The 25115-nt window shown below is 62.1% G+C and carries 21 protein-coding genes; 9 read left to right on the top strand and 12 right to left on the bottom strand.

Annotated elements, in window-relative coordinates:
• Positions 1–58 precede the first annotated feature (58 nt).
• Together dnaK and grpE are read right to left on the bottom strand one after the other, a co-directional pair.
• Positions 59–1981 carry a molecular chaperone DnaK gene (dnaK, locus tag Q0P52_RS03715; RefSeq protein ID WP_293766272.1) on the bottom strand — a complete coding sequence of 641 codons (1923 nt, stop codon included), beginning with the start codon at positions 1979–1981 and terminating at the stop codon, positions 59–61.
• Between the two features lie 133 nt (positions 1982–2114).
• Positions 2115–2669, bottom strand: coding sequence for a nucleotide exchange factor GrpE (gene grpE, locus Q0P52_RS03710; RefSeq protein ID WP_293766271.1), 555 nt, complete (start codon positions 2667–2669; stop codon positions 2115–2117).
• 455 nt (positions 2670–3124) lie between these two features.
• Here grpE and aceA point away from each other — a divergent pair, with 455 nt between their 5' ends.
• Positions 3125–4423 carry an isocitrate lyase gene (aceA, locus tag Q0P52_RS03705; RefSeq protein ID WP_293766270.1) on the top strand — a complete coding sequence of 433 codons (1299 nt, stop codon included), beginning with the start codon at positions 3125–3127 and terminating at the stop codon, positions 4421–4423.
• Between the two features lie 43 nt (positions 4424–4466).
• Here the strand turns inward: aceA and Q0P52_RS03700 are convergent, their stop codons facing one another.
• Entirely contained in the window at positions 4467–4694 is a 228-nt protein-coding gene (locus tag Q0P52_RS03700; RefSeq protein ID WP_293766269.1) for a hypothetical protein, read from the bottom strand.
• On the opposite strand from Q0P52_RS03700, the gene leuA reads away from it, so the two are divergent.
• Both leuA and Q0P52_RS03690 read left to right on the top strand, forming a co-directional pair.
• Positions 4693–6363 (top strand): 2-isopropylmalate synthase, encoded by a 1671-nt coding sequence (gene leuA / locus Q0P52_RS03695; protein WP_293766268.1) that lies wholly within the window; start codon positions 4693–4695, stop codon positions 6361–6363. The genes Q0P52_RS03700 and leuA overlap by 2 nt on opposite strands.
• 139 nt (positions 6364–6502) lie before the next feature.
• Positions 6503–7057, top strand: coding sequence for a flavodoxin family protein (locus Q0P52_RS03690; RefSeq protein ID WP_293766267.1), 555 nt, complete (start codon positions 6503–6505; stop codon positions 7055–7057).
• Between the two features lie 128 nt (positions 7058–7185).
• On the opposite strand, the gene Q0P52_RS03685 is transcribed toward Q0P52_RS03690, so the two are convergent.
• From Q0P52_RS03685 to Q0P52_RS03660, 6 genes are all read right to left on the bottom strand, one after another.
• Positions 7186–8583 (bottom strand): amino acid permease, encoded by a 1398-nt coding sequence (locus tag Q0P52_RS03685; RefSeq protein ID WP_293766266.1) that lies wholly within the window; start codon positions 8581–8583, stop codon positions 7186–7188.
• A 553-nt stretch (positions 8584–9136) separates the two neighbouring features.
• On the bottom strand, positions 9137–10474 hold the full coding sequence (locus tag Q0P52_RS03680; RefSeq protein WP_293766265.1) for a carbohydrate porin: 1338 nt from the start codon (positions 10472–10474) through the stop codon (positions 9137–9139).
• A gap of 139 nt (positions 10475–10613) precedes the next feature.
• Positions 10614–12266 carry an alpha,alpha-phosphotrehalase gene (gene treC / locus Q0P52_RS03675; protein WP_293766264.1) on the bottom strand — a complete coding sequence of 551 codons (1653 nt, stop codon included), beginning with the start codon at positions 12264–12266 and terminating at the stop codon, positions 10614–10616.
• Positions 12267–12279: 13 nt separating this feature from the next.
• Complete coding sequence (gene treP, locus Q0P52_RS03670) at positions 12280–13722, bottom strand: PTS system trehalose-specific EIIBC component (RefSeq protein ID WP_293766263.1); 1443 nt, start codon at positions 13720–13722, stop codon at positions 12280–12282.
• A 239-nt stretch (positions 13723–13961) separates the two neighbouring features.
• Positions 13962–14666, bottom strand: coding sequence for a trehalose operon repressor (gene treR / locus Q0P52_RS03665; RefSeq protein WP_293766262.1), 705 nt, complete (start codon positions 14664–14666; stop codon positions 13962–13964).
• A 95-nt stretch (positions 14667–14761) separates the two neighbouring features.
• Positions 14762–15658: a LysR family transcriptional regulator gene (locus Q0P52_RS03660; RefSeq protein ID WP_293766261.1), complete on the bottom strand. Its 897-nt coding sequence runs from the start codon at positions 15656–15658 to the stop codon at positions 14762–14764.
• 145 nt (positions 15659–15803) lie between these two features.
• On the opposite strand from Q0P52_RS03660, the gene aceB reads away from it, so the two are divergent.
• From aceB to Q0P52_RS03630, 6 genes are all read left to right on the top strand, one after another.
• On the top strand, positions 15804–17399 hold the full coding sequence (gene aceB, locus Q0P52_RS03655; protein WP_293766260.1) for a malate synthase A: 1596 nt from the start codon (positions 15804–15806) through the stop codon (positions 17397–17399).
• A gap of 229 nt (positions 17400–17628) precedes the next feature.
• Positions 17629–18591 (top strand): ABC transporter substrate-binding protein, encoded by a 963-nt coding sequence (locus Q0P52_RS03650; RefSeq protein ID WP_293766259.1) that lies wholly within the window; start codon positions 17629–17631, stop codon positions 18589–18591.
• A 194-nt stretch (positions 18592–18785) separates the two neighbouring features.
• Positions 18786–19688 carry an ABC transporter permease gene (locus Q0P52_RS03645; protein ID WP_293766258.1) on the top strand — a complete coding sequence of 301 codons (903 nt, stop codon included), beginning with the start codon at positions 18786–18788 and terminating at the stop codon, positions 19686–19688.
• Positions 19685–20479 (top strand): ABC transporter ATP-binding protein, encoded by a 795-nt coding sequence (locus Q0P52_RS03640; protein WP_293766257.1) that lies wholly within the window; start codon positions 19685–19687, stop codon positions 20477–20479. The genes Q0P52_RS03645 and Q0P52_RS03640 overlap by 4 nt, the downstream gene beginning before the upstream one ends.
• Before the next feature lie 116 nt (positions 20480–20595).
• On the top strand, positions 20596–21285 hold the full coding sequence (locus Q0P52_RS03635; RefSeq protein WP_293766256.1) for an SIMPL domain-containing protein: 690 nt from the start codon (positions 20596–20598) through the stop codon (positions 21283–21285).
• A 138-nt stretch (positions 21286–21423) separates the two neighbouring features.
• On the top strand, positions 21424–22035 hold the full coding sequence (locus Q0P52_RS03630) for a glutathione S-transferase (RefSeq protein ID WP_293766255.1): 612 nt from the start codon (positions 21424–21426) through the stop codon (positions 22033–22035).
• Positions 22036–22058: 23 nt separating this feature from the next.
• Here the strand turns inward: Q0P52_RS03630 and Q0P52_RS03625 are convergent, their stop codons facing one another.
• The 3 genes from Q0P52_RS03625 to htpG all read right to left on the bottom strand — a co-directional run bounded on the left by Q0P52_RS03625 (position 22059) and on the right by htpG (position 25101).
• On the bottom strand, positions 22059–22736 hold the full coding sequence (locus Q0P52_RS03625; protein ID WP_293813656.1) for a transporter substrate-binding domain-containing protein: 678 nt from the start codon (positions 22734–22736) through the stop codon (positions 22059–22061).
• Positions 22737–22852: 116 nt separating this feature from the next.
• The gene (locus tag Q0P52_RS03620) at positions 22853–23125 is read right to left on the bottom strand and encodes a TfoX/Sxy family protein (RefSeq protein ID WP_293766253.1); all 273 of its coding nucleotides are present in this window, start codon (positions 23123–23125) and stop codon (positions 22853–22855) included.
• Between the two features lie 74 nt (positions 23126–23199).
• On the bottom strand, positions 23200–25101 hold the full coding sequence (htpG, locus tag Q0P52_RS03615; protein ID WP_293766252.1) for a molecular chaperone HtpG: 1902 nt from the start codon (positions 25099–25101) through the stop codon (positions 23200–23202).
• Positions 25102–25115: the final 14 nt, after the last annotated feature.

Genomic DNA, 25115 nt, shown 5'->3' with positions numbered 1-25115 from the left:
GCCGCTAAACCATCCGCAGGCCCGGCCCGGTTACAGGCGTCAAAACATGGACTAATTATTAGGCCTTGTCTTTCTTCACTTCTTCAAACTCGGCGTCGACCACATTGCCGTCGTCTTTCTTGCCGGCTTCGGCACCGCCCTGCTGACCGCCTTCGGCCTGCTGGGCCTGAGCGTACATGATTTCGCCCAGTTTCTGACTGGCCTTGGCCAGCTCTTCGGTCTTGGCTTCGATAGCGGCCTTGTCGTCGCTCTTCACCACTTCCTCGGCGGCCTTCACAGCCTCTTCGATCTTGGCCTTTTCATCGGCGCCGATCTTGTCGCCGTGCTCTTCCAGCGACTTCTTGATGCTGTGGATCAGACCTTCAGCCTGATTGCGCGCGGTCACCAGCTCATGCAGCTTGCGGTCTTCCTCGGCGTTGGCCTCGGCATCCTTCACCATGCGCTCGATCTCGGCTTCGGACAGACCACTCGATGCCTGAATGGTGATGTTGGCCTGCTTGCCGGTAGCCTTGTCCTTGGCGGACACATGCAGGATACCGTTGGCGTCGATGTTGAATTCCACTTCAATTTGCGGAATGCCGCGCGGAGCCGGCGGGATGTCGCCCAGATTGAACTGGCCCAGGCTCTTGTTGGCGGAAGCCTTCTCGCGTTCGCCCTGCAGCACGTGGATGGTGACCGCAGTCTGGTTGTCGTCAGCGGTGGAGAAGGTTTGCGAAGCCTTGGTCGGAATCGTGGTGTTCTTCTGGATGAGTTTGGTCATCACGCCGCCCAGGGTTTCAATGCCCAGCGACAGCGGAGTCACGTCCAGCAGCAACACGTCCTTGCGGTCGCCGGACAGCACGGAGCCCTGAATGGCGGCGCCAACGGCCACGGCTTCGTCCGGGTTCACGTCCTTGCGCGGTTCCTTGCCGAAGAATTCCTTCACCGCGTCCTGCACCTTGGGCATGCGGGACTGGCCGCCCACCAGGATCACGTCGGTGATGTCGGACAGGGACACGCCGGCATCCTTGAGGGCCACGCGGCACGGCTCGATGGAGCGGGCGATAAGGTCTTCCACCAGGCTTTCGAACTTGGCGCGGGTGATCTTCATCGCCAAGTGCTTCGGACCGGTAGCGTCCATGGTGATGTACGGCAGGTTCACTTCGGTCTGCGCGGCGCTGGACAGCTCGATCTTGGCCTTTTCAGCGGCTTCCTTCAGTCGCTGCAGGGCCATCACGTCGTTTTTCAGGTCCACGCCCTGTTCGCGCTTGAACTCGGTAACGATGTAGTCGATCAGACGCTGGTCGAAGTCTTCGCCGCCCAGGAAGGTGTCGCCGTTGGTGGACAACACTTCGAACTGGTGCTCGCCGTCTACATCGGCGATTTCAATGATGGACACGTCGAACGTGCCGCCCCCCAGGTCGTATACCGCGATCTTGCGATCACCTTCCTGCTTGGCCAGGCCAAACGCCAGCGCGGCGGCGGTCGGCTCGTTGATGATGCGCTTCACTTCCAGACCGGCGATGCGGCCGGCATCCTTGGTGGCCTGGCGCTGGCTGTCGTTGAAGTAGGCCGGCACGGTGATCACGGCTTCGGTCACTTCTTCGCCCAGATAGTCTTCGGCGGCCTTCTTCATCTTGCGCAGCACTTCAGCGGAGATCTGCGGCGGGGCCAGTTCCTGCTCGCGGGCCTTCACCCAGGCGTCGCCGTTCTTGGCCTTCATGATTTCAAAAGGCATCAGGTCGATGTCTTTTTGCACTTCCTTGTCTTCGAAGCGGCGGCCGATCAGGCGCTTGGCGGCGAAGATGGTGTTTTTCGGGTTGGTCACAGCCTGGCGCTTGGCCGGTGCGCCCACCAGGATTTCGCCATCTTCCAGATAAGCGATGATGGACGGCGTGGTGCGTGCGCCTTCCGCGTTTTCGATGACTTTCGGGTTGCCGCCTTCTACAACTGCCACGCAGGAGTTGGTGGTGCCCAGGTCGATACCGATGATCTTGCCCATATTCTGTATTCCTTTCCTCAATTCATTCCGGCGGCGCTGGTTTGGTTGATAGCTGCCGCCTGTTGTCTCAATAGGTATTGGCTATGTCGACATTTTCAAGAGGGTCGACCGCTACCTTTTTATGATCCTGTGATTACGCTTTGGCCTTGGCCACCACCACCATGGCCGGACGCAGGGTGCGTTCGGCCAACAGGTAGCCCTTCTGCAGCACGCGTACGATGGTATTGGGTTCGGCATCCGACTCTTCGGCGCTCATGGCCTGATGCAGATGCGGGTCCAGCTTGTCGCCGGCCTTGGGCGACACTTCGCGAATCTGCGCCTTGTCGAAAGCGGCCGCCAGTTGCTTGAGCGTCATGTCCACGCCCATTTTAAGGGTGTCGATCTGTCCGCTCTGGTCCAGCAGCGCCATTTCAAGGTAATCCTTCACCGGCACCAGTTCTTGCGCGAACTTGTTGATGGCGTACTTCTGACTGCTGGCCAGTTCTTCGGTGTGGCGACGACGCAGGTTTTCGATATCAGCCAGCGCGCGCAGCGTTTGCTCGCGGCTTTCGGCCAACTCTTTTTCCAGCGCTTCGATGCGCTCTTCGGGCGTCAGCACCACGGATTCAGCGGCCTGAGCGTCGTCGGCAACGTTCTGGGCGGCGTTCTCGGCAGTGTCGTTGAGAGTGGTGTTCTGGTTTTCCTGCATGACGATTCCTCGGCTGGATTCGGCTTGGTTGGTTGATGTCCCGGCAGTAGGTAAGGTCTCTGGCGAGGAATTCAAGAGCGATGTCTTGCCGCAAGGTCACAACCACTGTTCCACCCGCTCACCCGCTTGCGCGTTTTCGGTCTTGTGTTTTCACAAGCGCACAGCAAATAGCGCATTGGCATCTTCGAATTTCGACACGACTGTCACCTTCTGAACATCGGTTTTTTTCGCCTGCTGCACTGCACACAAGCTATTTTTTTTGTGCATATAATGGGCCACATCGCTAAGTGACCCACCCGATCAAAGCCGTTATCCACGGACGTCTGGTGGTCAGAGCAGGCGGCGGCCACAACCCGTCGTCAAGAAAATCAAACCGGAAAAACCGGGATGTCATTTGGCCAAGAGGATCGCCGGAATTACCGGTCTGCAGAGAAATTAATCGAGAAGGGTTTAACATGACTACTCGCGAACAACGCATCGCCGCCATTCAACACGACTGGGACACCAACCCCCGCTGGAAGGGCATCAAGCGCGGTTACACCGCCGCCGACGTAGAACGTCTGCGCGGTTCCGTTCAGGTGGAGCACACCCTGGCCCGTCAAGGCGCTGAAAAGCTGTGGAACCTGGTCAACAACGAACCGTACATCAACTGTCTGGGCGCACTGACCGGCGGTCAGGCCATGCAGCAGGTGAAAGCCGGCATCAAGGCCATCTATCTGTCCGGCTGGCAGGTTGCCGCCGACAACAACGAATACTCCGCCATGTACCCGGACCAGTCCCTGTACCCGGTGGACTCGGTGCCGAAGGTGGTTGAGCGCATCAACAACGCCTTCACCCGCGCCGACGAAATCCAGCACTCCAAGGGCGTGCAAAAGGGCGATGCCGGCTTCATCGATTACTACGCGCCCATCGTGGCTGACGCCGAAGCCGGTTTCGGCGGCGTGCTCAACGCCTACGAACTGATGAAGGCCATGATCCGCGCCGGCGCCGGCGGCGTGCACTTCGAAGACCAACTGGCCTCCGTGAAGAAGTGCGGCCACATGGGCGGCAAGGTATTGGTTCCGACCCAGGAAGCCATCCAGAAGCTGATCGCAGCCCGCATGGCCGCCGACGTGTACGGCGTACCGACCCTGGTGATCGCCCGCACCGACGCTGAAGCCGCCGACCTGCTGACCAGCGACTACGACGCCAACGACAAGCCCTTCCTGACCGGCGAGCGCACCGCCGAAGGCTTCTACAAGACCAAGAAGGGTCTGGAACAAGCCATCAGCCGCGCCGTAGCCTACGCAGACTACGCCGACCTGGTATGGTGCGAAACCGGCACGCCGGATCTGGAGTTCGCTCGCAAGTTTGCCGAAGCCGTTCATGCCAAGCACCCGGGCAAACTGCTGGCTTACAACTGCTCGCCGTCCTTCAACTGGAAGAAGAATCTGGACGATGCCACCATCGCCAAGTTCCAGCGCGAGCTGGGCGCGATGGGCTACAAGTACCAGTTCATCACCCTCGCTGGCATCCACAACATGTGGTACAACATGTACGATCTGGCCCAGGATTACGTGGCCCGCGGCATGTCCGCCTATGTTGAGAAGGTGCAGGAACCGGAATTCGCCGCTCGCGAACGCGGTTACACCTTCGTGTCTCACCAGCAAGAAGTGGGCACTGGCTACTTCGACGATGTGACCACCGTGATTCAGGGTGGCCAGTCCAGCGTGACGGCCCTGACCGGCTCCACCGAAGAAGAGCAATTCCACTAAGCCATGTGCGCCGACAGACGTCGGCAGCGCCTGAAAACCCGCCTTACGGCGGGTTTTTTATTGCCCGCCCCGGCTTGGCCGTCGTAAAAACACCACAGCGAATTCTACAAAAAGTAGATAAATTAAGTAGAACCTCCTCGTTTTTAGACATAAAGTCAAACAAATAAATAGAATCTAATTCAACAACCGCCAAAAAAAAGAAAAAATAAGACTTTATGTCAAACTCTTTTGCAGGCCACAAGCTCATTACCCCTTGCAAAGGAGATTCCATGCTGCCCTGCCCTGCACATCGCTATCCGGCTTTTCAGCCTTGGCCCTTGCCCGACCGGCAATGGCCATCCCGTCGCCAGACCCGGCCTCCAGTCTGGCTCAGCACCGATCTGCGCGACGGCAATCAAGCCTTGGCCGAGCCGCTGACGGTGGCGCAGAAATTGCGCTTTTTCGACTTGCTGGTGCAATGCGGCTTCAAGGAAATCGAAGTCGCCTTCCCCGCCGCCTCGCAAACCGATTTCGATTTTGTCCGTCGGCTTATTGACGACGGCCGGGTGCCCGCCGACGTCACACTGCAAGTGATTACCCAGTCCCGCCCGGACCTGATCGCCCGCACCTTCGAAGCCCTGCGCGGCGCTCGACGGGCCATCGTCCATCTGTACAACGCCACCGCTCCGGCTTGGCGCGAGAGGGTATTTGGGCTGGACGTGGCCGGCGTCACCCGCCTGGCAACCGACGGCTGCCGGCAGATCCGCGAGCACTGCCAGCGCCAAGCGGAAACCGAGTGGGTGTTCCAGTATTCGCCGGAAACCTTCTCCGCCACCGAACCCGACGTGGCGCTTGCCGTGTGCGCCGCCGTTATCGATTGCTGGGCCCCCACGCCAGCGGCGCCGATGATTCTCAATCTGCCGGCCACGGTGGAAATGTCCACACCCAATACCTACGCGGACCAGATCGAATGGCTGTCCCGGCATCTGCCGCGTCGCGACAGCCTGATCCTCAGCGTGCATCCGCACAATGACCGGGGCTGCGCCGTGGCTGCCGCCGAACTGGCCATGCTGGCCGGGGCGCAACGCGTGGAAGGCTGCCTGTTCGGCAACGGTGAGCGCACCGGCAATGTCGATCTGGTGACGCTGGCGCTGAATCTCTACAGCCAGGGCATTGCGCCCGGCCTGGATTTTTCCGATATCGACAGCCTGCGCCGGCAGGTGGAGGATTTCCTGCAACTGCCGGTGCATCCGCGCCACCCCTACGCCGGAGAACTGGTATACACCGCCTTTTCCGGCTCGCATCAGGACGCCATTCGCAAAGGCTTCGCCCTGCAACAGGATGCCGAGCCGTGGCGCGTGCCCTATCTGCCGATAGATCCGGCCGATGTTGGCCGAAGCTACGAAGCGGTGATTCGCGTCAACAGCCAGTCCGGCAAGGGCGGGGTGAGCTGGCTGCTGGAACGGCACTACGGCCTGCGCCTGCCCCGCGCCTTCCAGACCGATCTTAGCCGCCGCGCACAACTGGCCGCCGACGACGAAGGCAAGGAACTGCCCCCCGAGCGCTTGTACGCCCTGTTCGAAGCGGCCTACCTGACCCCGGTCGGCCACTGGCGTTATCAGTCGCATCGTCTCAGCAGCGCGCTGGACGGGACAGTGACGCTGGAAGTGGGGCTGCTTGCCGCCGAGGGCGCGCGCACGCTGCGCGGCAGCGGCGCGGGATTGATCAGCGCCTTGCTGGACGCCTTGCCGCAGCCGGCGCAGGTGCTGGACTACCAGGAACACGCACTGGGTAGCGGCGCGGACGCCATCGCCATCTGTTATCTGGAATTGATGTTGGCCGAAGGCCGTCGTGTATTAGTCGCCGCGCGCGATCAGGATGTGGAGCGCGCCGCACTGCGCGCCGTGCTGGCCGGCGTATCCACCGCGCCAGCCCTAGCCTGCGCGATGGTGGAGGGGTGATCATTTACCTGGGCTAAACAATATATTCATCCGCCAGTGCTTTTTCCTGCTCGTTTTCTTGCCAATAATAGGAAAATTCCGGCCTGCCGTTTGGCGGGCCGCCTCTTCCTCACGGTCGTCCTTCACGAAAGGCAAGCACATGGCAAAAGTCGTTGTCGTCTATCATTCCGGTTATGGTCACACCCACCGCGTAGCGGAACAGGTTGCCGCAGGCGCTCAGGCCCAGCTGCTGGCCATCGACGCTGAAGGCAACATCCCGGAAGCCGGCTGGGAACAACTCGCCGCCGCCGACGCCATCATTTTCGGCAGCCCCACCTATATGGGCAGCCCGTCCTGGCAGTTCAAGAAATTCGCCGATGCCAGCTCCAAGGCCTGGTTCACCCGCGCCTGGCAAGACAAAGTGTTTGGCGGCTTCACCAACAGCGCCAGCCTTAACGGCGACAAGCAGGTATCGCTGATTGCGCTGCAAACCCTTGCCAGCCAGCATGGCGGCATCTGGGTCAGCCTCGGCCAGATGCCCAGCAACAGCAAGGCCGCCACCCGCAACGACGCCAACAATCTGGGCGGCTCCGTGGGCCTGCTGGTGCAATCTCCGGCCGACGCCAGCGTGGAAGAAATCCCGCAAGGCGATCTGGACACCGCCAAGCTGTACGGTGCCCGCGTGGCCGCCATCGCCGCCAAACTGCGCGGCTGATTTGCAGCGCCTTCGCAGCCAGCCGCCTCAGGGCGGCTTTTTCATGCCCGCGCCGCTGCCCACCGGATACCGCCTGCCATAAAAAAAGCCACCCCGAAGGGTGGCTCTCATGATTATCGACCGGACAATCAGGCCGCGTCGTTCAGCAGGGAATTGCGGCGCGAGTAGCCGAAATACACCACCAGACCAATCACCAGCCACACCACGAAGCACACCCAGGTCAGGGCGGACAGCTGGCCCATCAGGAAGACGCAGAAGATGATGGCCAGCGCCGGCACGTAGGGTACGCCCGGGCAGTAGAACTTGCGCGGCAGGTTCGGCTCGCGCTTGCGCAGGATGATCACGGCGATAGCGATCAGCGAGAAGGCGGCCAGCGTGCCGATATTCACCAGTTCGGCCAAGGTATGCAGCGGTACGAAACCGGCGATCAGGGCGATGATGGTGCCGATCAGCCAGGTCGCCTTGTACGGGGTGCCGTACTTGGGATTCACCTCGGAAAACACCTTGGGCAGCAAGCCGTCGCGGCTCATGGCGAACAGGATGCGGGTCTGGCCATAGGTCATCACCAGAATCACGGTCAGCATGCCAAGAATGGCACCCAAGTCGACAAAGCCGGCAAACCAGTCCAGCTTGGCCACTTGCAGGGCCAGCGACACCGGATGATCGATGCCGGCAAACTGGGTATAAGGCACGATGCCAGTCATGATGGCGGACACGATCACATACAGCAGCGAACAAATAGCCAGCGACCAGATCACGCCCTTGGGAATGTCGCGCGCCGGGTCTTTCACTTCTTCGGCCGCGCAGGTTACCGCGTCAAAACCCAGGAAGCTGAAGAACACGATGGCCGCGCCGTGGAACACGCCGTTGAAGCCGTAGGGCAGCGCCGGGCTCCAGTTGGCGGGCTTCACATGCCACACGCCGATGGCGATGAACAGCACCACGACGGCCACCTTGATCAGCACCACGATATTGTTCACGCGCTTGGATTCCTTGATGCCGAAGGCAAGCAAGGCGGTGATCAGCATGGCGATGGCGAAGGCCGGCAGGTTGAAGAAGGTATTCTTGCCTGGCGCGGCGCCGGCGGCGGCAGTGAGCGCCTCCGGCAAAGTGATGCCGAAGCCGGCCAGCAAGCTCTGGAAGTAGCCGGACCAGCCTACCGACACCGCCGAGGACGCCAGCAGGTATTCCAGCATCAAGTCCCAGCCGATAATCCAGGCGATCAGCTCGCCCAGCGTAGCGTAGGCATAAGTATAGGTGGAGCCGGAAATCGGCAGCATGGCGGCAAATTCGGCATAACACAGGGCGGCGAAACCGCAGGCCAGCGCGCCAATGACAAAGGACAACACCAGGCCCGGGCCGGCAACGGTGGCGCCGGTGCCGGTCAGTACGAAAATACCGGTGCCGATAATGGCGCCGATGCCCAGCATGGTCAGGTCGAAAGCGGACAGCTCCTTGCGGAGCCCTTTGGAGGTTTGAGCGAATTCCAGCATGCCCTGGACGCTCTTCTTGCGCAGCAAACTCATTTCAAACTATCCCGTGGAGGCTGCTTGCCCGTCGTGGCGGCGGGCGGCGGCTCGTGACCGCGCAGCAAGGTGATCAGACTCAGCCCACCCCTGCTGCCCTATCTGTCGCCGCGTCGTGACGGCAATCCCGCGCAGGGCATTGCAAGGGAAAAGGCGCGATCTTACAGCATCATGAGAACAGTTCAAGCAGGGAATTCCCGCAAAGTGTATCCATTATTCATTATGCGCATGCAGAAAAAGCATGATTGACTGCGAGAAAGCTCATGCCACAACAGTTACGCCATGAAATGTCATGCATCAGGCAGGATCTGACTGAAAATAGCCAAAAAATGGCAAACAGATGTCTTTTTGCAACAAACTGACCTGCGGCAAGCTTTCGCCAGCCGCAGGCCTGCCCGGCAACGAACAGGGCCGCCCTGCCTGATAAACAGACCACCAGGCGCGAGCCGCTCCGGCCTCCGGCAAACAGGCGCAACGCATACGCCCTGGAGGAGAACCACGCCGCCGCCAGCGACGTGGGCAAAGCTGTTTCAGATGCCGCTAGCGGCTTTTGTTACCACCACGCTTCGATCTGCGCGCCGTAGGTGGTGGCGCTGGTGCGACCGCTCGCGCCAAAGCTGGAGAGATTCGCGGCCGCGGCGGCGTTGTTCCAGTTGAAATGGCTGACATACAGCCGGAACTCGGGCCGGCTCCAGAAACCGGTGTCCGGCGAGAACGCCACCGCCAGCGTGGCCTTGTCCAGCCGCTGGGTGTCGGCGTTGTCCACCTTGCGACTGGTTACCGCGCCTTCGGCCAACAGTTTCACATTGGCCGCCACGCCATAAGACAGCCGTCCGCCCAGCGAGAAATCCTTGTAATGCGGCGCATTGTCCGGGGCCACGGTTTGATAGCCCGCCAGCGCCTGCCCGCCAAAACGGCCAAGCTGCCAGTTGATCACTTCGGCAATGCGATGTTGCCGTGCGCCGGCCTGGGCCGCGCCGTTGCTGTCGAGATTGTAGAACTCGCCCGACAGCGAGGCGTGTCCGTCCGCAGTTTGCAGGAACAGCGAGTTGTTCAGTCCCTTGACCAGAAAATCCTGCTGGTTGTGCAGCAGGCCCCAGGCGCTGCCGGCCTTGCCGATGGCGAAGTCGCCGCTGATCACGCCGCCGGTGACCGTGAGCGTGCCACCCGGGTTGAGCGGGATCTTGGTCAGTTGAAAGTTGACGCGACGGGCGTTGTTGAGCTGGGCATTGTCGTTGCCATAGCTGCCGGAGGTGGAGGCGGACAGATTCAACCGCGCGGTCTGACCGATGTGAATGCCGTCCACGCCCGCGCCGTAGTTGTCGCCGTCCTGCACCAGCCAGTTGTCCACAATATGGATGTCCTGGATACGGTGATAGCGCTGACCGGCCCAGAAGGTGAGGTCCGGCGCGAAATCCAGCCCGGACAAATAAGCGTACAACTGGGCGGCGCTGGTTTTGCTGCTGCTGCCGCTATCGCCGATCACCGGGTTGTAACTGTAGAAAGTGGGCATGACGTACACGCCCCAACTGGCGCCGCCACTGGTAGTCCATTTTTTGCCGATGCCGAATTCACCGTAGGTGTCGCCTTCGTTGCCAAGGCGGAAATGCTGCAAATCCCCGCCCAGCTGGTATTGCGCGCGCGGCTCGTCCTTGCCGCCGCCATAAAAGCCGCTGCGCAGATAGCCTTCGAACTGGAAGCCCGAGTCGTCCAGCGCCTTTTTCATGGCCTCCGCCAATTGGGCGGCGGAGGCGTTGGCCAGCGGACTGGCGGCTGGCGCGGGCGTCGTCGCGGGCGCGGAGCCTGGTGCGACGGCGTCTTCGGCCAACGTATAAGCGGAGGCGGCGGCAAAGCCGAGCGCCAGCGACAGGGCGATGAGGTGTTGTTTCATTCTTGTCTCCTAAGTGGTACCTGCCTGCAAAGCGGACATGACTATCCCCTCGGCGCCGCGCAGGGCGGTGGTCCGCGATGTCAGGACGAGCGCAGGCCTGCCGGACAAGGCCGGCACGGCAAGCGTCAGAGGGGGGAAATCAGGGCGGCGTCAGCCGGTACAGCAGCGAATGCCAGGGCCGCAACCGCCAGACCGGCGGCGGATGGTCCGTCGCCGGGTAATTGGCGAGCAGGCATTGCCAGCGCCAACCTGCCGGCACCGCGTCCGCCGGCAGGGCGTAGTCGATCTCCTCGCCCGCCATCTGGCTGATTACCAGCAGACACTCGTCAGCGCAGCGGCGCAGGTATACCCACAGGCTGGGGTGCGCCGGCGTCAGACAGCGGTAGTCGCCATCGGCAAATACGGCATGTCGCTTGCGCAAGGCGATCAGCGCGCGATAGTGATGCAGCACAGAATCCGGATCGGCCCGCGCCGCGCGCACATTCACCTGCGCCAGGTTGGCCGAAGCGCTTATCCACGGCTCGGCGCTGGAAAAGCCGCCATGCTGACCGTCATCCCAGGCCATGGGAGTGCGGGCGTTGTCGCGGGATTTGCGACCGATCACGCGCAGCGCTTCCTCGGGCGGCATGCCCTCCGCCAACAGTTGGCGATAAGCGTTGTGGCTTTCCACATCGCGATAATCCTCGATGCGTTTGAAACCCGGGTCGCACATGCCGATTTCTTCGCCCTGATAGATATAAGGCGTGCCCTGCAGGCCGTGCAGCGCAGTGGCCAGCATCTTGGCGGACGCCACCCGATAAGCACCGTCGTCGCCGAAGCGGGACACCACGCGAGGCTGGTCGTGATTGCACCAGAACAACGCGTTCCAGCCGCCACCGGCGTGCATGCCGGTCTGCCAGTCTGAAAGGATGCGCTTAAGCGCCACCAGGTCCGGCTTGCCTTCGCGCCACTTCTCGCCGTCCGGGTAATCCACCTTGAGATGGTGAAAATTGAAGGTCATGGACAGCTCTTGCCGCTCCGGCCGCGAATAAAGCACGCAGTGCGCCAGCGAGGTGGACGACATCTCGCCCACGGTCAACAGCGAGCGCCCGGCGAACACCTCGCGATACATTTCCTGCAGATACTCATGCACGCGCGGCCCGTCGGTATAGAAATGCCGGCCGTCGCTGTCGTCTTCGGAAAAAGCCGGATCCTTGGAAATGAGGTTGATCACGTCCAGGCGAAACCCCGCCACGCCCTTGTCCGCCCAGAAGCGCATCATGCGGTACACGTCCTGCCGCAGCGCCGGGTTGTCCCAGTTCAGATCCGCCTGCGTCTTGTCGAACAGATGCAGGTAATACTGGCCGGAGCGCGGCTCGTACTCCCAGGCGGAACCGCCAAACTTGGACTGCCAGTTGTTGGGGCGGTCGCGCCACAGATAGTAGTCGCGGTAAGGGCTGGCTCGCTCCTCCAGCGCCTGGCGGAACCAGACGTGCTCGGTGGAGGTGTGGTTCACCACGATGTCCAGCATCACCCCCATGCCGCGCCGCCCGGCTTCGGCCAACAGGCGCTCGAAATCCGCCATGTCCCCAAAGGCCGGATCAATCCGGTAGTAATCGCTGACGTCGTAACCGTTGTCGCGCTGCGGCGAACAATAGAAAGGCGTCAGCCACAGATAGTCCACCCCCAGCCAGGCCAGATAATCCAGCCGGTCGATCACGCCGGCCAGATCGCCAGTGGCCCGGCCGGCGTGGCTGCTGAAACTCTTGGGATAGATCTGGTAGACCACCGCCCTGCGTTTGTCCTGTTGCATGTCCGGCTCCGCCTTAACCGGCCTGCATCGCCGCGCGCGCCTGCCAGCGACGCGACAACAACAGGGTAAGCGCCATCGGCACCGCTACCGCCACCAGCGTGCCCAGCAAAAACAGCGGAATGTGCTGCGGAATGATGGAGATGAAGGCCGGCAAGCCACCCACACCGATGGCAGAGGCGCGCACATGGCCCAGCGTGATCAGCACCGCCGCCGAGGCCGAGCCGCACAGCGCGGCATAAAACGGCAGCTTGTAGCGCAGATTGACGCCGAACATGGCCGGCTCGGTGATGCCGAAGAAGGCCGACAAGGCCGAGGTGGAGGCCATGCTCTTCTCGTTGGCAGTAGAGGACAGCCAGAACATGGCCAGCGCCGCACTGCCTTGGGCGATATTGGAGAGCGCGATCATCGGCCAGATAAAGGTGCCACCCTGATTGGCGATCAGCTGCAGATCCACGGCGATGAACATGTGATGCATGCCGGTCAACACCAGCGGCGCGTACAGGGCCCCGAACAGCACTGCGCCCAGCCAGGGAGCCAGATTGAACACATACACCAGCGCGTCGGTGATGAAGATGCCTAGATGCCGCGCCAGCGGGCCGATCACCACCAGCGCCAGCAAGCCGCTGACCACGATGGTGGTAATGGGCACCACCAGCAGCTGGATGGCGTTGGGCACGCGTTGGCGCAGCCAGGTTTCCACCTGCGACATCACCCAGGTGGCCGCCAGGATCGGCAGGATCTGTCCCTGATAGCCCACTTTCTCTATATGCAGGCCAAACACATCGAAATACGGCACCGACGCGCCGTCCAGCCCGGCGGCGGCCTTGCCGTAGCCCCAGGCGTTGAGCAGATCCGGGTGCACCAGCAGCAGACCCAGCACAATGCCCAGCACCTCGCTGCCGCCAAAGCGCTTGGCCGCCGACCAGCCCACCAGCGCCGGCAGGAACACGAAGGAAGTGTTGGCCATCATGTTGATCAGCCCCCACACCCCGCCCAGGCCCGGCCAGGCGTCCAGCAGACTCTTGCCCTCAAGGAACATGCCCTTGGCGCCCAGCAGATTGTTCACCCCCATCAAGAGGCCAGCCACGATGATGGCCGGCAGGATGGGCATGAACACATCGGAAAACACTTTTACCAGTTGCTGCAAACGGCCCTGCTTGCTGTCGCCGCCGGCCTTCACCTCGGCCACGGTGGCGCGGGCAATGCCGGTTTGTTTCACCAGCTCGGCATAGACGCGATCCACATCGCCGGCGCCGATCACGATCTGGAATACCCCGGCATTGCTGAAGTGGCCTTTGACCAGCCCCACCGCGTCCAGCGCGGCCTTGTCCACCTGCCCCTCGTCTTTCAGCGTCATGCGCAGGCGGGTGATGCAGTGCGCGGCCTGACTGATGTTGTCGGCGCCGCCGATGGCTCGCAGTATCTGCGCGGCGCTTTGTACGTAATCCTGGCTCATTGTCGTCATCCTGTGTCCCTGTGTTGTCGTTGCCGCGGCGCGGGCGCGCTCCGCCCCGCAGTTGCGATCAACATAACTCGTACATACGAGTTATGTCCACACTCGTATGTACGAGTTAGCCATTTTCAAGTCGACGCGTTTCAAAGTCGCAACAGGACATGAAAAAGCCCGACCGCTATTCCGGTCGGGCCTGTCTGGGCTGCAGCGTGGCAAACGCTGGGCTTACACCAACCGCTACCCTAGCGACGGGCGATGTCGCTGAAGAAGAACTTGTCCAGCCGGTGGCGCGATTCGGTGTATTCAAACAGGCTGCCGTCGTAAAAATGGGTGAGATTCTTCACCACGATCACATGATCCATACCATTGAGATCCAGTCTGGCCCTGTCTTCGTCATTGCAGGGCTGGGCTTCGATAATGCGCTGGGCGTAGCTGATGGTCTGGCCCAGCGTCTCCTCTATATAGTGATAGATCGACCCTTCGGCGATGCGCGCGGTCAGGCCGGGCACGCGGTCGGCCACAAAGTGGTTGATGTCCAGAATCACGTTCTCGCCGTCAATGTTGCGCACCCGGTGAATCTCCACCAGCGGCGCGCCCTCTTCCACCTGCATCTGGCGCGCCAACGCGGCGCTGGCCGGCACAGTGCGGAAACTCGCCACCCGCGACAGCACTTTGCGCCCCATGCGCTCGTTCATTTCCTGGAAGCTGACAATGCCGTTGAGCTGGAATTCGATATTGCCCGGCCGCAGCACAAACACGCCCTTGCCGTGAATCTTCTGCACATAACCGCGCTCCTGCAGCATGTCCACAGCCTTGCGCACCGTGCCGCGACTGGCATCGTAACTGTCCATCAGCTCGGTTTCAGAGGGAATCTTGTCGCCTTTCTGATAACGCTGGTTATCGATGTCGGCGGCGATGTCGGAGTAAATCTGCAGATACTTGTTCACGGCGTTCTCAAGAGCAGTGCGGAGCCGGAAAACGGCAAGAGCCTTAACCTTACCACGGAACCGGATCGTCTCCGGCGCGAAGGGCGGGTCAGCGCTCAGTCCCAATACCCCGGCGCATTGTAGGTTTGCCGAAGATGGTCAATGAAATAGCGCACCCGCGCCGGCATGAAACGGCGCTGCGGCACTACCGCGTACACCGGATAGTCCGGCGACGAAAACCCATCCAGCACGGTAACCAGCCGGCCTTCGGACAGATCATCCTTCACCTCCCACAAAGAACGCCAGGCCAAGCCCAGCCCCTGCAAGGCCCAGTCGTGCAGCACCGCACCGTCATTGCACTCCTGATGACCAGCCACCCGCAGGTTTACCGGCTGGCCGTCCACGGTAAAACTCCAGCCCCGGCTCTGGCTTTCGCCCAGCGACAGGCAGTTGTGGCGCGCTAGGTCCTCCAGCGTGTGCGGAATGCCGCAGCGGGACAGGTACGCCGGCGACGCCACCACCACGCGCCGGTTCTCGGCCAGCCGCATCGCCACCAACGAGGAATCGGCCAGATCCGAAATGCGGATGGCGCAGTCAATGCGCTCGCGCTGCAGATCGATCAGGCGGTCCGACAGATCCAGCGTCACCTTGATGTCCGGATGAGCCTGCTGATAGGCCGCGATATGCGGCGCCACATGCCGCCGGCCAAAGCCTGCCGGCGCGGACACCCGCAAATGCCCGCGCGCCCGGCCGCTGCCTGAGGCGACGGCGGCCTCGGCTTCGGACAGCTCGCCGAGAATGCGCAGGCAGTCCTCATAAAAGGCCGCGCCTTCCTGCGTGGGCGTCACGCTGCGAGTGGTGCGCACCAGCAGCTTTACCCCCAGCCGCTCCTCCAGCGCGTCCAGCCGCCGCCCCACCATGGCCGGCACCACGTTCATCTGCCGCGCCGCCGCCGACAGACTACCCAGCCCCAATACGGCAACGAAGGTTTCCAGTTGCTTCAGCTCGCTCATTGAGTCACTAAAAGTAAAAGATGTTATGCCATTTTATGCATTTTTTTTTACTGTTTGGCTAGATAGACTGCTTTCATCGCATTGCAACATCATTTTTTCATTCTGTGGCGACCAGCGCCGCAACGTTCCCCGAAAGGAGACATCCATGGCAGTTACGCTTCCGCAGGGCGTGGAAATCCTCGCCCCGGTTACTCCGGCCTATGAAGAGATCCTCACCACCGAGGCTCTGGCCTTCGTCGCCAAGCTGCATCGCCAGTTCGAAGGCCGTCGCCGCGAACTCTTGGCAGCCCGCGTCACCCGTCAGGCGGAACTGGATGCCGGCAAACTGCCGGACTTCCTGCCCGAGACCGCCGCCGTGCGCGCCGGCGACTGGAAGATCGCCCCCTTGCCGGCCGACCTGCTGGACCGCCGCGTGGAAATCACCGGCCCGGTTGAACGCAAGATGATGATCAATGCGCTGAACTCCGGCGCCAAGAGCTTCATGGCCGACTTCGAGGACTCCAACTGTCCCAGCTGGGAAAACCAGATCAGCGGCCAGATCAACGTCCGCGACGCTTACCGCAAGACCATCTCCTTCGCCAGCCCGGAAGGCAAGCAGTACAAGCTCAACGACACCATCGCCACCCTGATCCTGCGTCCGCGCGGCTGGCACCTGATGGAAAAGCACGTGAAGGTGGACGGCGACATCGTCTCCGGCTCCCTGTTCGACTTCGCCCTGTCCTTCTTCCACAACATCGCTTACCTGCGCAGCGTGGGCAGCGCCACCTATTACTACCTGCCCAAGATGGAAAGCCATCTGGAAGCCCGCCTGTGGAACGACGTCTTCGTCTTCGCCCAGAACGAACTGGGCATTCCACAGGGCACTATCAAGGCCACCGTGCTGATCGAAACCATCCTCGCCGCTTTCGAGATGGATGAAATCCTGTACGAACTGCGCGAGCACAGCTCCGGCCTCAACGCCGGTCGCTGGGACTACATCTTCAGCTGCATCAAGAAATTCAAGCAGAACCGAGACTTCTGCCTGGCCAACCGCGCGCAGATCACCATGACCGTGCCCTTCATGCGCGCCTACGCCTTGCTGCTGCTCAAGACCTGCCACCAGCGCAACGCGCCGGCCATCGGCGGCATGGCCGCGCTGATTCCCATCAAAAACGACCCGGTGGCCAACGAGAAGGCACTGGGCGGCGTGAAGGCCGACAAGGACCGCGACGCCACCGACGGCTACGACGGCGGCTGGGTGGCCCACCCGGGTCTGGTGCCCATCGCCAACGAAGCCTTCACCCGCGTACTGGGCGACGCGCCCAACCAGATCGCCAAGCAGCGCGGCGATGTCAACGTCAGCGCGGCCGATCTGCTGAACTTCCAGCCGGAAGCGCCGATTACCGAAGCCGGCCTGTCCATGAACATCAATGTGGGCATCCAGTATCTGGGTGCCTGGATTTCCGGCAACGGCTGCGTGCCCATCCACAATCTGATGGAAGACGCCGCCACCGCCGAAATCTCTCGCTCGCAGATCTGGCAATGGCTGCGCAGCCCCAAGGGCGTGCTGGACGATGGCCGCAAGGTGACGGTGGAGCTGTTCCGCGAACTGCAAGCCGCCGAAGTGGCCAAGCTGAAGGCAGAGTACGGCGCGCGCTGGACCAAGCAATATGAAGACGCGGCCCGCATGTTCGACCTGCTGACCACCTCCGACGACTTTGTCGAATTCCTCACCCTGCCGGGTTACGAGTACATCGACTAAGACCGGTTCGACCCAATGGCTGGCAATTTGCCAGCTTAAGCTCTGGCGGCCCGCATCCCGGGCCGCTTTTTTTTGCCCATGCCGCCAGAGTGGCAACTTTCTGTCTCCAATATCCAATAACCGCAATATTGTTGCGCATAGAAACAAGATTTTTCTTACGCATTGGAATAAAATTGCGCATTCTCACTCCAAACCCATAAAACCTGACAATCCAGAACAGGAAACCGCCATGAGCATCAACCGTCCCTCCCTTGCTATTGCTGCAGTTGCGTCCCTGCTGGCCCTGTCGGCCCAGGCCGCCGATCTCAAACTGGTGGACATCACCGCCATCGTTGATCACCCCGCGCTGGACGCCGCCCGCAATGGCGTCGTGGATCAGCTGAAAGCCGAAGGCTTCGGCGAAGACAAAGTCAAGGTGCAATACCAGAGCGCCCAAGGCAATCCGGCCACCGCCGGCCAGATCGCCCGCAAGTTCGTTGGCGACAAGCCGGAAGTGATCGTCGCCATCGCCACCCCGTCCGCCCAGGCCGTAGTAGCAGCCACCCGCACCGTACCGGTCGTGTTCACCGCAGTTACCGACCCGGTGGCCGCCAAACTGGTCAGCAGCTGGAAAGCCAGCGGCACCAACGTCACCGGCGTGTCCGACATGCTGCCGCTGGGCCCGCAAATCGACCTCATCCAGAAAGTGAAGCCCACCGCCAAGCGCATCGGCATGGTATTCAGCCCGGGCGAAGCCAACTCCACCGTAGTGGTGAAAGAAATGAAGGAAGAGCTGGCGAAGCGCGGCATGACGCTGGTGGAAGCGCCGGCCCCGCGCACCGTGGACGTGGCCCCGGCCGCCAAGAGCCTGGTGGGCAAAGTGGACGCCATCTACACCAGCACTGACAACAATGTAGTTTCCACCTATGAATCGCTGGTGGCCGTGGCCAATCAGGCCAAGATTCCGCTGATCGCCGCCGATGGCGACTCCGTCAAGCGCGGCGCAGTGGCGGCGCTGGGCATGAACTACTACGACATGGGCCGCCAGACCGGCAAGATCGTCGCCCGCCTGCTCAAGGGCGAGAAGCCCGGCGCCATCGCTCCGGAAAAAGGCGTGAAGCTGAACCTGACAGTCAACCCGGCCGCCGCCCAGAAGCAAGGCGCGCCGCTGTCCGCCGCCCTGCTGAAAGAAGCTCAAACCACCATCAAGTAACGACGGCAAGGGCTGACGCCAAACCCGGCTCCCAAGCCTGTCGACTCCGCGCCATCCAACTATGCGCCGCCCCGGCGCCAGGATTGCGCGCGGCATAGTCGGCGGTGCTTGGCGCAAGCCGGGTTCTGCGCTTTCAGCCCCACCGGGCAACACCATCGCCGCCGGCTTGCCGGCGGCCACTCCACGAGGTTCGCATGTCCCTGATTTCGATGATGGGCGCGCTGGAAATCGGCCTGATCTTCGCGCTGGTGGCGCTGGGGGTCCTGATTTCCTTCCGCCTGCTCAACTTTCCCGACCTGACCGCAGACGGCAGCTTCCCGCTGGGCGGCGCTGTGGCCGCCACGCTGATCGTCAGCGGGCACAACCCCTGGCTTGCCTGCCTGATCGCCTCCGGCGCCGGCGCCGGCGCGGGATGGGTCACCGCCTGGCTCAACGTACGGCTGGGCATCCTGCAATTGCTGGCCAGCATTCTGGTGATGATTGCGCTGTACTCCATCAACCTGCGCATCATGGGCGCGCCCAATGTGGCGCTGATCGGCATGCCCACCGTGTTCGCCCCATTCGTTGACGCAGCGGCCGACAACGGCTGGCTGATCCAGCCCTTGTTGCTGGCCGTCATTGTGGTGGCGGCCAAGCTCTTGCTGGATGCATTCCTCTCCTCGGAAGCCGGTCTGGCGCTGCGCGCCACCGGCGCCAACCCGCGCATGGCCCGCGCACAGGGCATTTCCACCGACCGCATGACGCTGGCCGGCATGGCCCTCTCCAACGGGCTGATCGCGCTGGCCGGCGCACTGTACGTGCAAACCCAGGGCGGCGCGGACATCTCCATGGGCATCGGCACCATCGTTGTGGGGCTGGCCGCCGTCATCATCGGCGAAACCCTGCTGCCGCCGCGCAGCCTGTGGCTGATCACCCTGGCCACGGTGCTGGGCGCGCTGCTCTACCGTCTGTTGATCGCGCTGGCGCTCAACGCCGACTTCATCGGCCTGCAAGCGCAAGACCTCAATCTCATCACCGCTGTTCTGGTCGGCCTGGCGCTTATCCTGCCGCGCCTGAAAAGCCGTTTCGGCAAACGTACGGGAGGCACCCCGCGATGATGCGCGCCGACAATCTGTTCAAAACCTTCAACCCCGGCACGCCGCTGGAAAACCCCGTGCTGCGCGGGCTGTCGCTCACCATCGAGTCCGGCCAGTTCCTTACCGTCATCGGCAGCAACGGCGCAGGCAAATCCACCTTCCTCAACGCCATCAGCGGCGATGTCACTCCGGATAGCGGCAGCCTGTTCATTGATCAGCAGGACGTCACCCGGCTGGCCTCCTGGCAGCGCGCCGGCCTGGTGGCCCGCGTGTTCCAGGACCCGCTGGCGGGCACTTGCGAAGGTCTCACCATCGAAGAGAATCTGGCGCTGGCCATGCAGCGCGGGCAGCGCCGCGGCCTGAGCCGCGCGGTCAAGGCCGCGCAACGCGAAGCCTTCCGCGACAAGCTGGCCACGCTGAAGCTGGGGCTGGAAAACCGCTTGGGCGACCGCATGGGCCTGCTGTCGGGCGGCCAGCGTCAGGCAGTGAGTTTGCTTATGGCCTCCTTGCAGCCGTCCCGCTTGTTGCTGCTGGACGAACATACTGCCGCGCTGGACCCCAAGACCGCCGCCTTCGTGCTGGAGTTGACCGATCGCATTATCAGCGAGAACAAACTCACCGCGCTGATGGTGACCCACTCCATGCGCCAGGCCCTGGACCACGGTCAGCGCACCGTGATGCTGCATCAGGGTCGCGTAGTGCTGGATGTCAGCGGCGAGCAGCGCGCCCGCATGGACGTGCCCGACCTGCTGGCCATGTTCGAAAAAACCCGCGGCGAGCAGCTGGACGACGACGCCCTGCTGCTGGGTTAACCCGCCCTCCGCCCCTGCCGTCCGGCGGGGGCTGCCTTTTCCTACCCTGATATGCGAACCTTCCCGCCTGCCATCACTCCAAGCGCATTCGGAAATTTCTTAACAAAGGGGCTCACATGAAGCTTGTTCCTCTCGCATCGCTCGCCGCCGCCGGCCTGTTGCTGGCTGCTCCCGCCATGGCCGACGACGATATCGAACTGCGCTTGACCGGCAGCGCCCGCCAGGAAATCGCCAACGATCAACTGCAAGCCGTGCTGTACATCCAGGACAAAAGCGACCAGCCGGCAGTGCTGGCCGATCGCCTGAACAAGGGCATCAATCGGGCCGTGACCGAGAGCAAGGCCTACCCCAAAGTAGAACTCAGCAGCGGCTCCTACAATAGCTGGCCCAGCTACGACAAGAACGGCAAGATCCAGGGCTGGCAGGGCCGCGCTGAAGTACGCCTGCAAAGCCGCGACATGGCCCAGGCCGCAGAGCTGATGGCCAAGCTGCAAAAAACCATGTTGCTGGAAGGTGTGCAGTTCAGCGTCTCCGACACCGCCCGCCGCGAGGCTGAAAAGGCCCTGCTGCCGCAAGCGCTGGCGGAAATCCAGGAACAGGCCCGCATTACGGCCAAGGCACTGGGCAAAACACGCATCGTGATCAAGCAACTGGAAATCGGCAATGCGCCGGAATACCGCCCGCCGATGATGATGCGCGCCATGGCTGCCGCGCCGATGGCCAAGGCCGACGTGGCCGAGGCTGACTGGCAACCCGGCCGCAGCCAGCTGCAGCTGCAAGTCAGCGGCAAGGTAGAGCTGAAATAAGCCCAAATCGCCGGTGGCCGGCACCATTTTCCCGGCGTCGGGCTTTCGGCCAACCTTGCCATGCGCTAAAGTAAGCAGCGTGAGAACCGGCGTGGCGACACGCCCGGTTTTATGACCAAAGCCGAGCACACCATCGCCATGAAACTGATTGCCTCGCTTACCAGCCCTTATGCCCGCAAAGTGCGCATCGTGCTGGCTGACAAGAAGATCGATTGCCCGCTGGAAGTGGACATCCCCTGGGATGAGAACACCCGCGTCGCGGACTACAACCCGCTGGGCAAGGTGCCTGTGCTGGAGCTGGACGACGGCGGCACGCTGTACGATTCTCGCGTCATTGTCGAATACCTCGACAACATCTCTCCGGTGGCCCGGCTGCTGCCGCAGGAAAACCGGCCGCTGATTCAAGTTCGGCGCTGGGAGGCGCTGGCTGACGGCATTACCGACGCAGCCGTCGCCATCGTCATGGAAAAACGCCGTCCGGTCGACAAACAGCTGGGCAGCGCCATACAGCGGCAGAACGAGAAGATTGCGCGCGGCTTGGCCGCGCTGTCGCATGATCTGGGCGAACGCCAATGGTGCAATGGCGAAGCCTACAGTCTGGCCGATATCGCCGTGGGTTGCTGCCTGGGCTATCTGGACTTTCGTTTTCCGGAAATCAACTGGCGCGAAGACTATCCCAATCTCGCGGCGCTGGTGGAGCGGCTGTCCGCCCGCCCATCCTTCGCCGACACGGTCCCTCCGCCGCTCTGAGCCTTCGGCAAGCCGTCGCCTTGCTACTGGCCGGTATATCCGGCCAGTATCTTTTGATACGTACCGTCCTGCATCTGCTTTTGCAAAGCCTTGCCCAGCGCCTCCACGCCAGGCAGGGCCGCCCCGCGCGCCGCCTTTGACGCCGCCAGAAACGCCGGCCGGTGCTCCTGCAGCAACACCGGCAACACCACAATCTGCTGGGCGGCGGGCGTGCCGCGCACCTGATAGTAAGTGCTGGCCACATTGTTAATGAACGCATCCACGCGCCCCAGCACCAGTTTGCCGACGTTCTGCTCCACCGTGGTACCCTCTTCCACCTGCACCCGGCCCGCCTTGATGGCGGCGTCCAGCTCATCCTGCATGACAAAGCCGCGCATCACGCCCAGCCGCTTCCCCTGCAGGTCATCCACCTTGTTGAAGGGAAACATCCGGTCTTTGCGTACAAACAGCCCCAGCATGCTGATGTGCACCGGGCCGAGATAGTCGGCGAAGGCCTCTCGCTCCGGTGTGCGGAACAGCGGCGAGGCCAACGGTACATCTCCCTGCCGCAGCTCCTGCAACACCCGCTTCCACGGCATGGGCTGGATATCCAGCGCCACATGCGCGCGCCGCGCCGCCTCGCGCAACATGTCCACATCAACGCCTACTACCTTGCCTCCCTCGACAAAGCTGAAAGGCGGCAGATTTTCATCGGTGGCCACCAACAAAGGCTGCGCCGCCGCACAGACAGCCAGACAGACGGCCAGTGCGCCTAACAGACGTAAAGCCCAGGGGGAGTTGCTTGAATAGGCAATTTTCATGCATTCAGAATAGACAATCAGTCCGCATCCGGCGCGCCATTCTTTTGCGCATCCTCAAGCGCCAGCAACAAACTCAGCCGCTGCTCGCGCGCCACCTGCTGCCAGGACAGATCACACAAAGCGCCTTGCATGGCCCATAGCAGATTGAGCGAGACCGCCGGCTGCCGGGCCTTCACCCGCAGCCAGGCCCGCACGGCGCCCAACTCCGCCAACTGACCGGGTTCGACAATACCCGCCTCGGCTAGCCAGCGTCGCGAAGTCGTCCCCAGATTCCGCCATGGATTGCGCATTGTCTTGCTCCCAATGAAAAACCGCCGGCGCGACGGCGCAGGCGGTTTCAGTGTAACGCGGGATCAGGCGGCGATCAGGCCGACAGCTCCAGCATCAGCTTGTTGATGCGTTTGACGAAAGAGGCCGGATCTTCCAGCTTGCCGCCTTCGGCCAACAGGGCCTGATCGTACAGCACTTGCGCCAGATCGGCGGCGCGGGCTTCGTCGGCCTCGCTGGCCAGGCGCTGCACCAGCACGTGCTCCGGATTGATCTCCAGCGTGGGCTTGCTGCCCTCCACCGGCTGGCCCGCCGCCTTGAGCATGCGCTCAAGGTGAGCGCTCATATCGTGCTCGCCGGCCACTAGGCACGCCGGGCTGTCGGTCAGGCGCGCGGTGGCGCGCACTTCCTTCACGCGCTCGCCCAGCGCATTCCGCACCTTCTCCACAACCGGACGGGCGGCTTCCTCGGCCTGCTTTTGCGCCTCCTTGTCGGCTTCGTCCTCCAGCTTGCCCAGGTCCAGCTCACCCTTGGCCACGGATTGCAGCGCCTTGCCGTCAAACTCGGTCAGGGAGCCCGCCACCCACTCGTCCACGCGATCGGTCAGGAGCAGCACTTCTACACCCTTCTTGCGGAACACTTCCAGATGCGGGCTGTTGCGCGCGGCAGCCAGCGTATCGGCGGTAATGAAGTAGATCTTTTCCTGACCGTCCTTCATGCGGCCGACGTAGTCGGCCAGGCTCACCGCCGGTTCATCGCCTTCAGACTCGGTAGACACAAAGCGCAGCAGCTTGGCGATGCGGTCCTTGTTGGCGAAATCCTCGCCCACGCCCTCTTTCAGTACCTGGCCGAATTCTTTCCAGAACGCGGCGTACTTTTCCTGATCGTTGTTGGCCAAGTCTTCCAGCAGGCCCAGCACCTTCTTCACGCAACCGGCGCGGATGGCGTCGATATCCTTGCTTTCCTGCAGGATTTCACGGGAAACGTTCAGCGGCAGGTCGTTGCTGTCGATCACCCCGCGCACAAAACGCAGGTACTGCGGCATCAGCTTGTTGCTGTCTTCCATGATGAAGACGCGGCGCACATACAACTTGATGCCTTGCTTGCGCTCGCGATCCCACATGTCGAACGGCGCGCGGGACGGGATATACAGCAACTCGGTGTATTCCTGGCGGCCTTCCACGCGGGCATGGCTCCACGCCAGCGGATCAGTAAAGTCATGGGCGACGTGTTTGTAGAATTCCTTGTACTGCTCGTCGCTGATGTCGCTCTTGCTGCGGGTCCACAAGGCGGAGGCGGCATTGACGGCTTCCAGTTCGTCGCTTTCGACCACTTCGCCGTCTTCACCGTAGCCGCTGCCCTTCTTCATCTCGATGGGGATGGAGATGTGATCGGAATAGGTGCGCACGATGCGCTTCAGCGTCCAGTCGTTCAGCAGCTCGTCCTCGCCCTCTTTCAGGTGCAAGACGATGTCAGTGCCCCGACCAGCCTTTTCCACCTGCTCCAGCGTGTATTCGCCTTCGCCTTGCGATTCCCAGCGCACGCCCTGGTCATGGGCCGCGCCGGCGCGGCGGGTAGTCAGGCTGACCTTGTCGGCCACGATGAAGGCGGAGTAGAAACCCACGCCGAACTGGCCGATCAGGTTGGCATCCTTGCGCGCGTCGCCGGACAGCTGCTCGAAGAAAGCCTTGGTGCCGGATTTGGCGATGGTGCCGATGTTGGCGATCACTTCGTCGCGCGACATGCCGATACCGTTGTCGCTGATGGTGATGGTGCGGGCGTCCTTGTCGAAAGCGATGCGAATTTTCAGCTCGCCGTCGTCCTCAAACAACGCCGGCTGGGCAATGCCTTCAAACCGCAGCTTGTCGGCGGCGTCGGACGCGTTGGAAATGAGTTCTCGCAGGAAGATCTCCTTGTTGGAGTACAAGGAGTGGATCATCAGGTGCAGAAGCTGTTTGACTTCGGTCTGAAAGCCCAGGGTTTCTTTCTGTGCGCTCATGGTGTTTCACAAGT

It is taken from the genome of uncultured Aquitalea sp. (genome assembly GCF_945957525.1).
In the GTDB taxonomy this organism is placed as follows: domain Bacteria; phylum Pseudomonadota; class Gammaproteobacteria; order Burkholderiales; family Chromobacteriaceae; genus Aquitalea.
The sequence above is the reverse complement of the archived record's forward strand: the minus strand, read 5'-3'. Positions and strand labels throughout refer to the sequence as shown.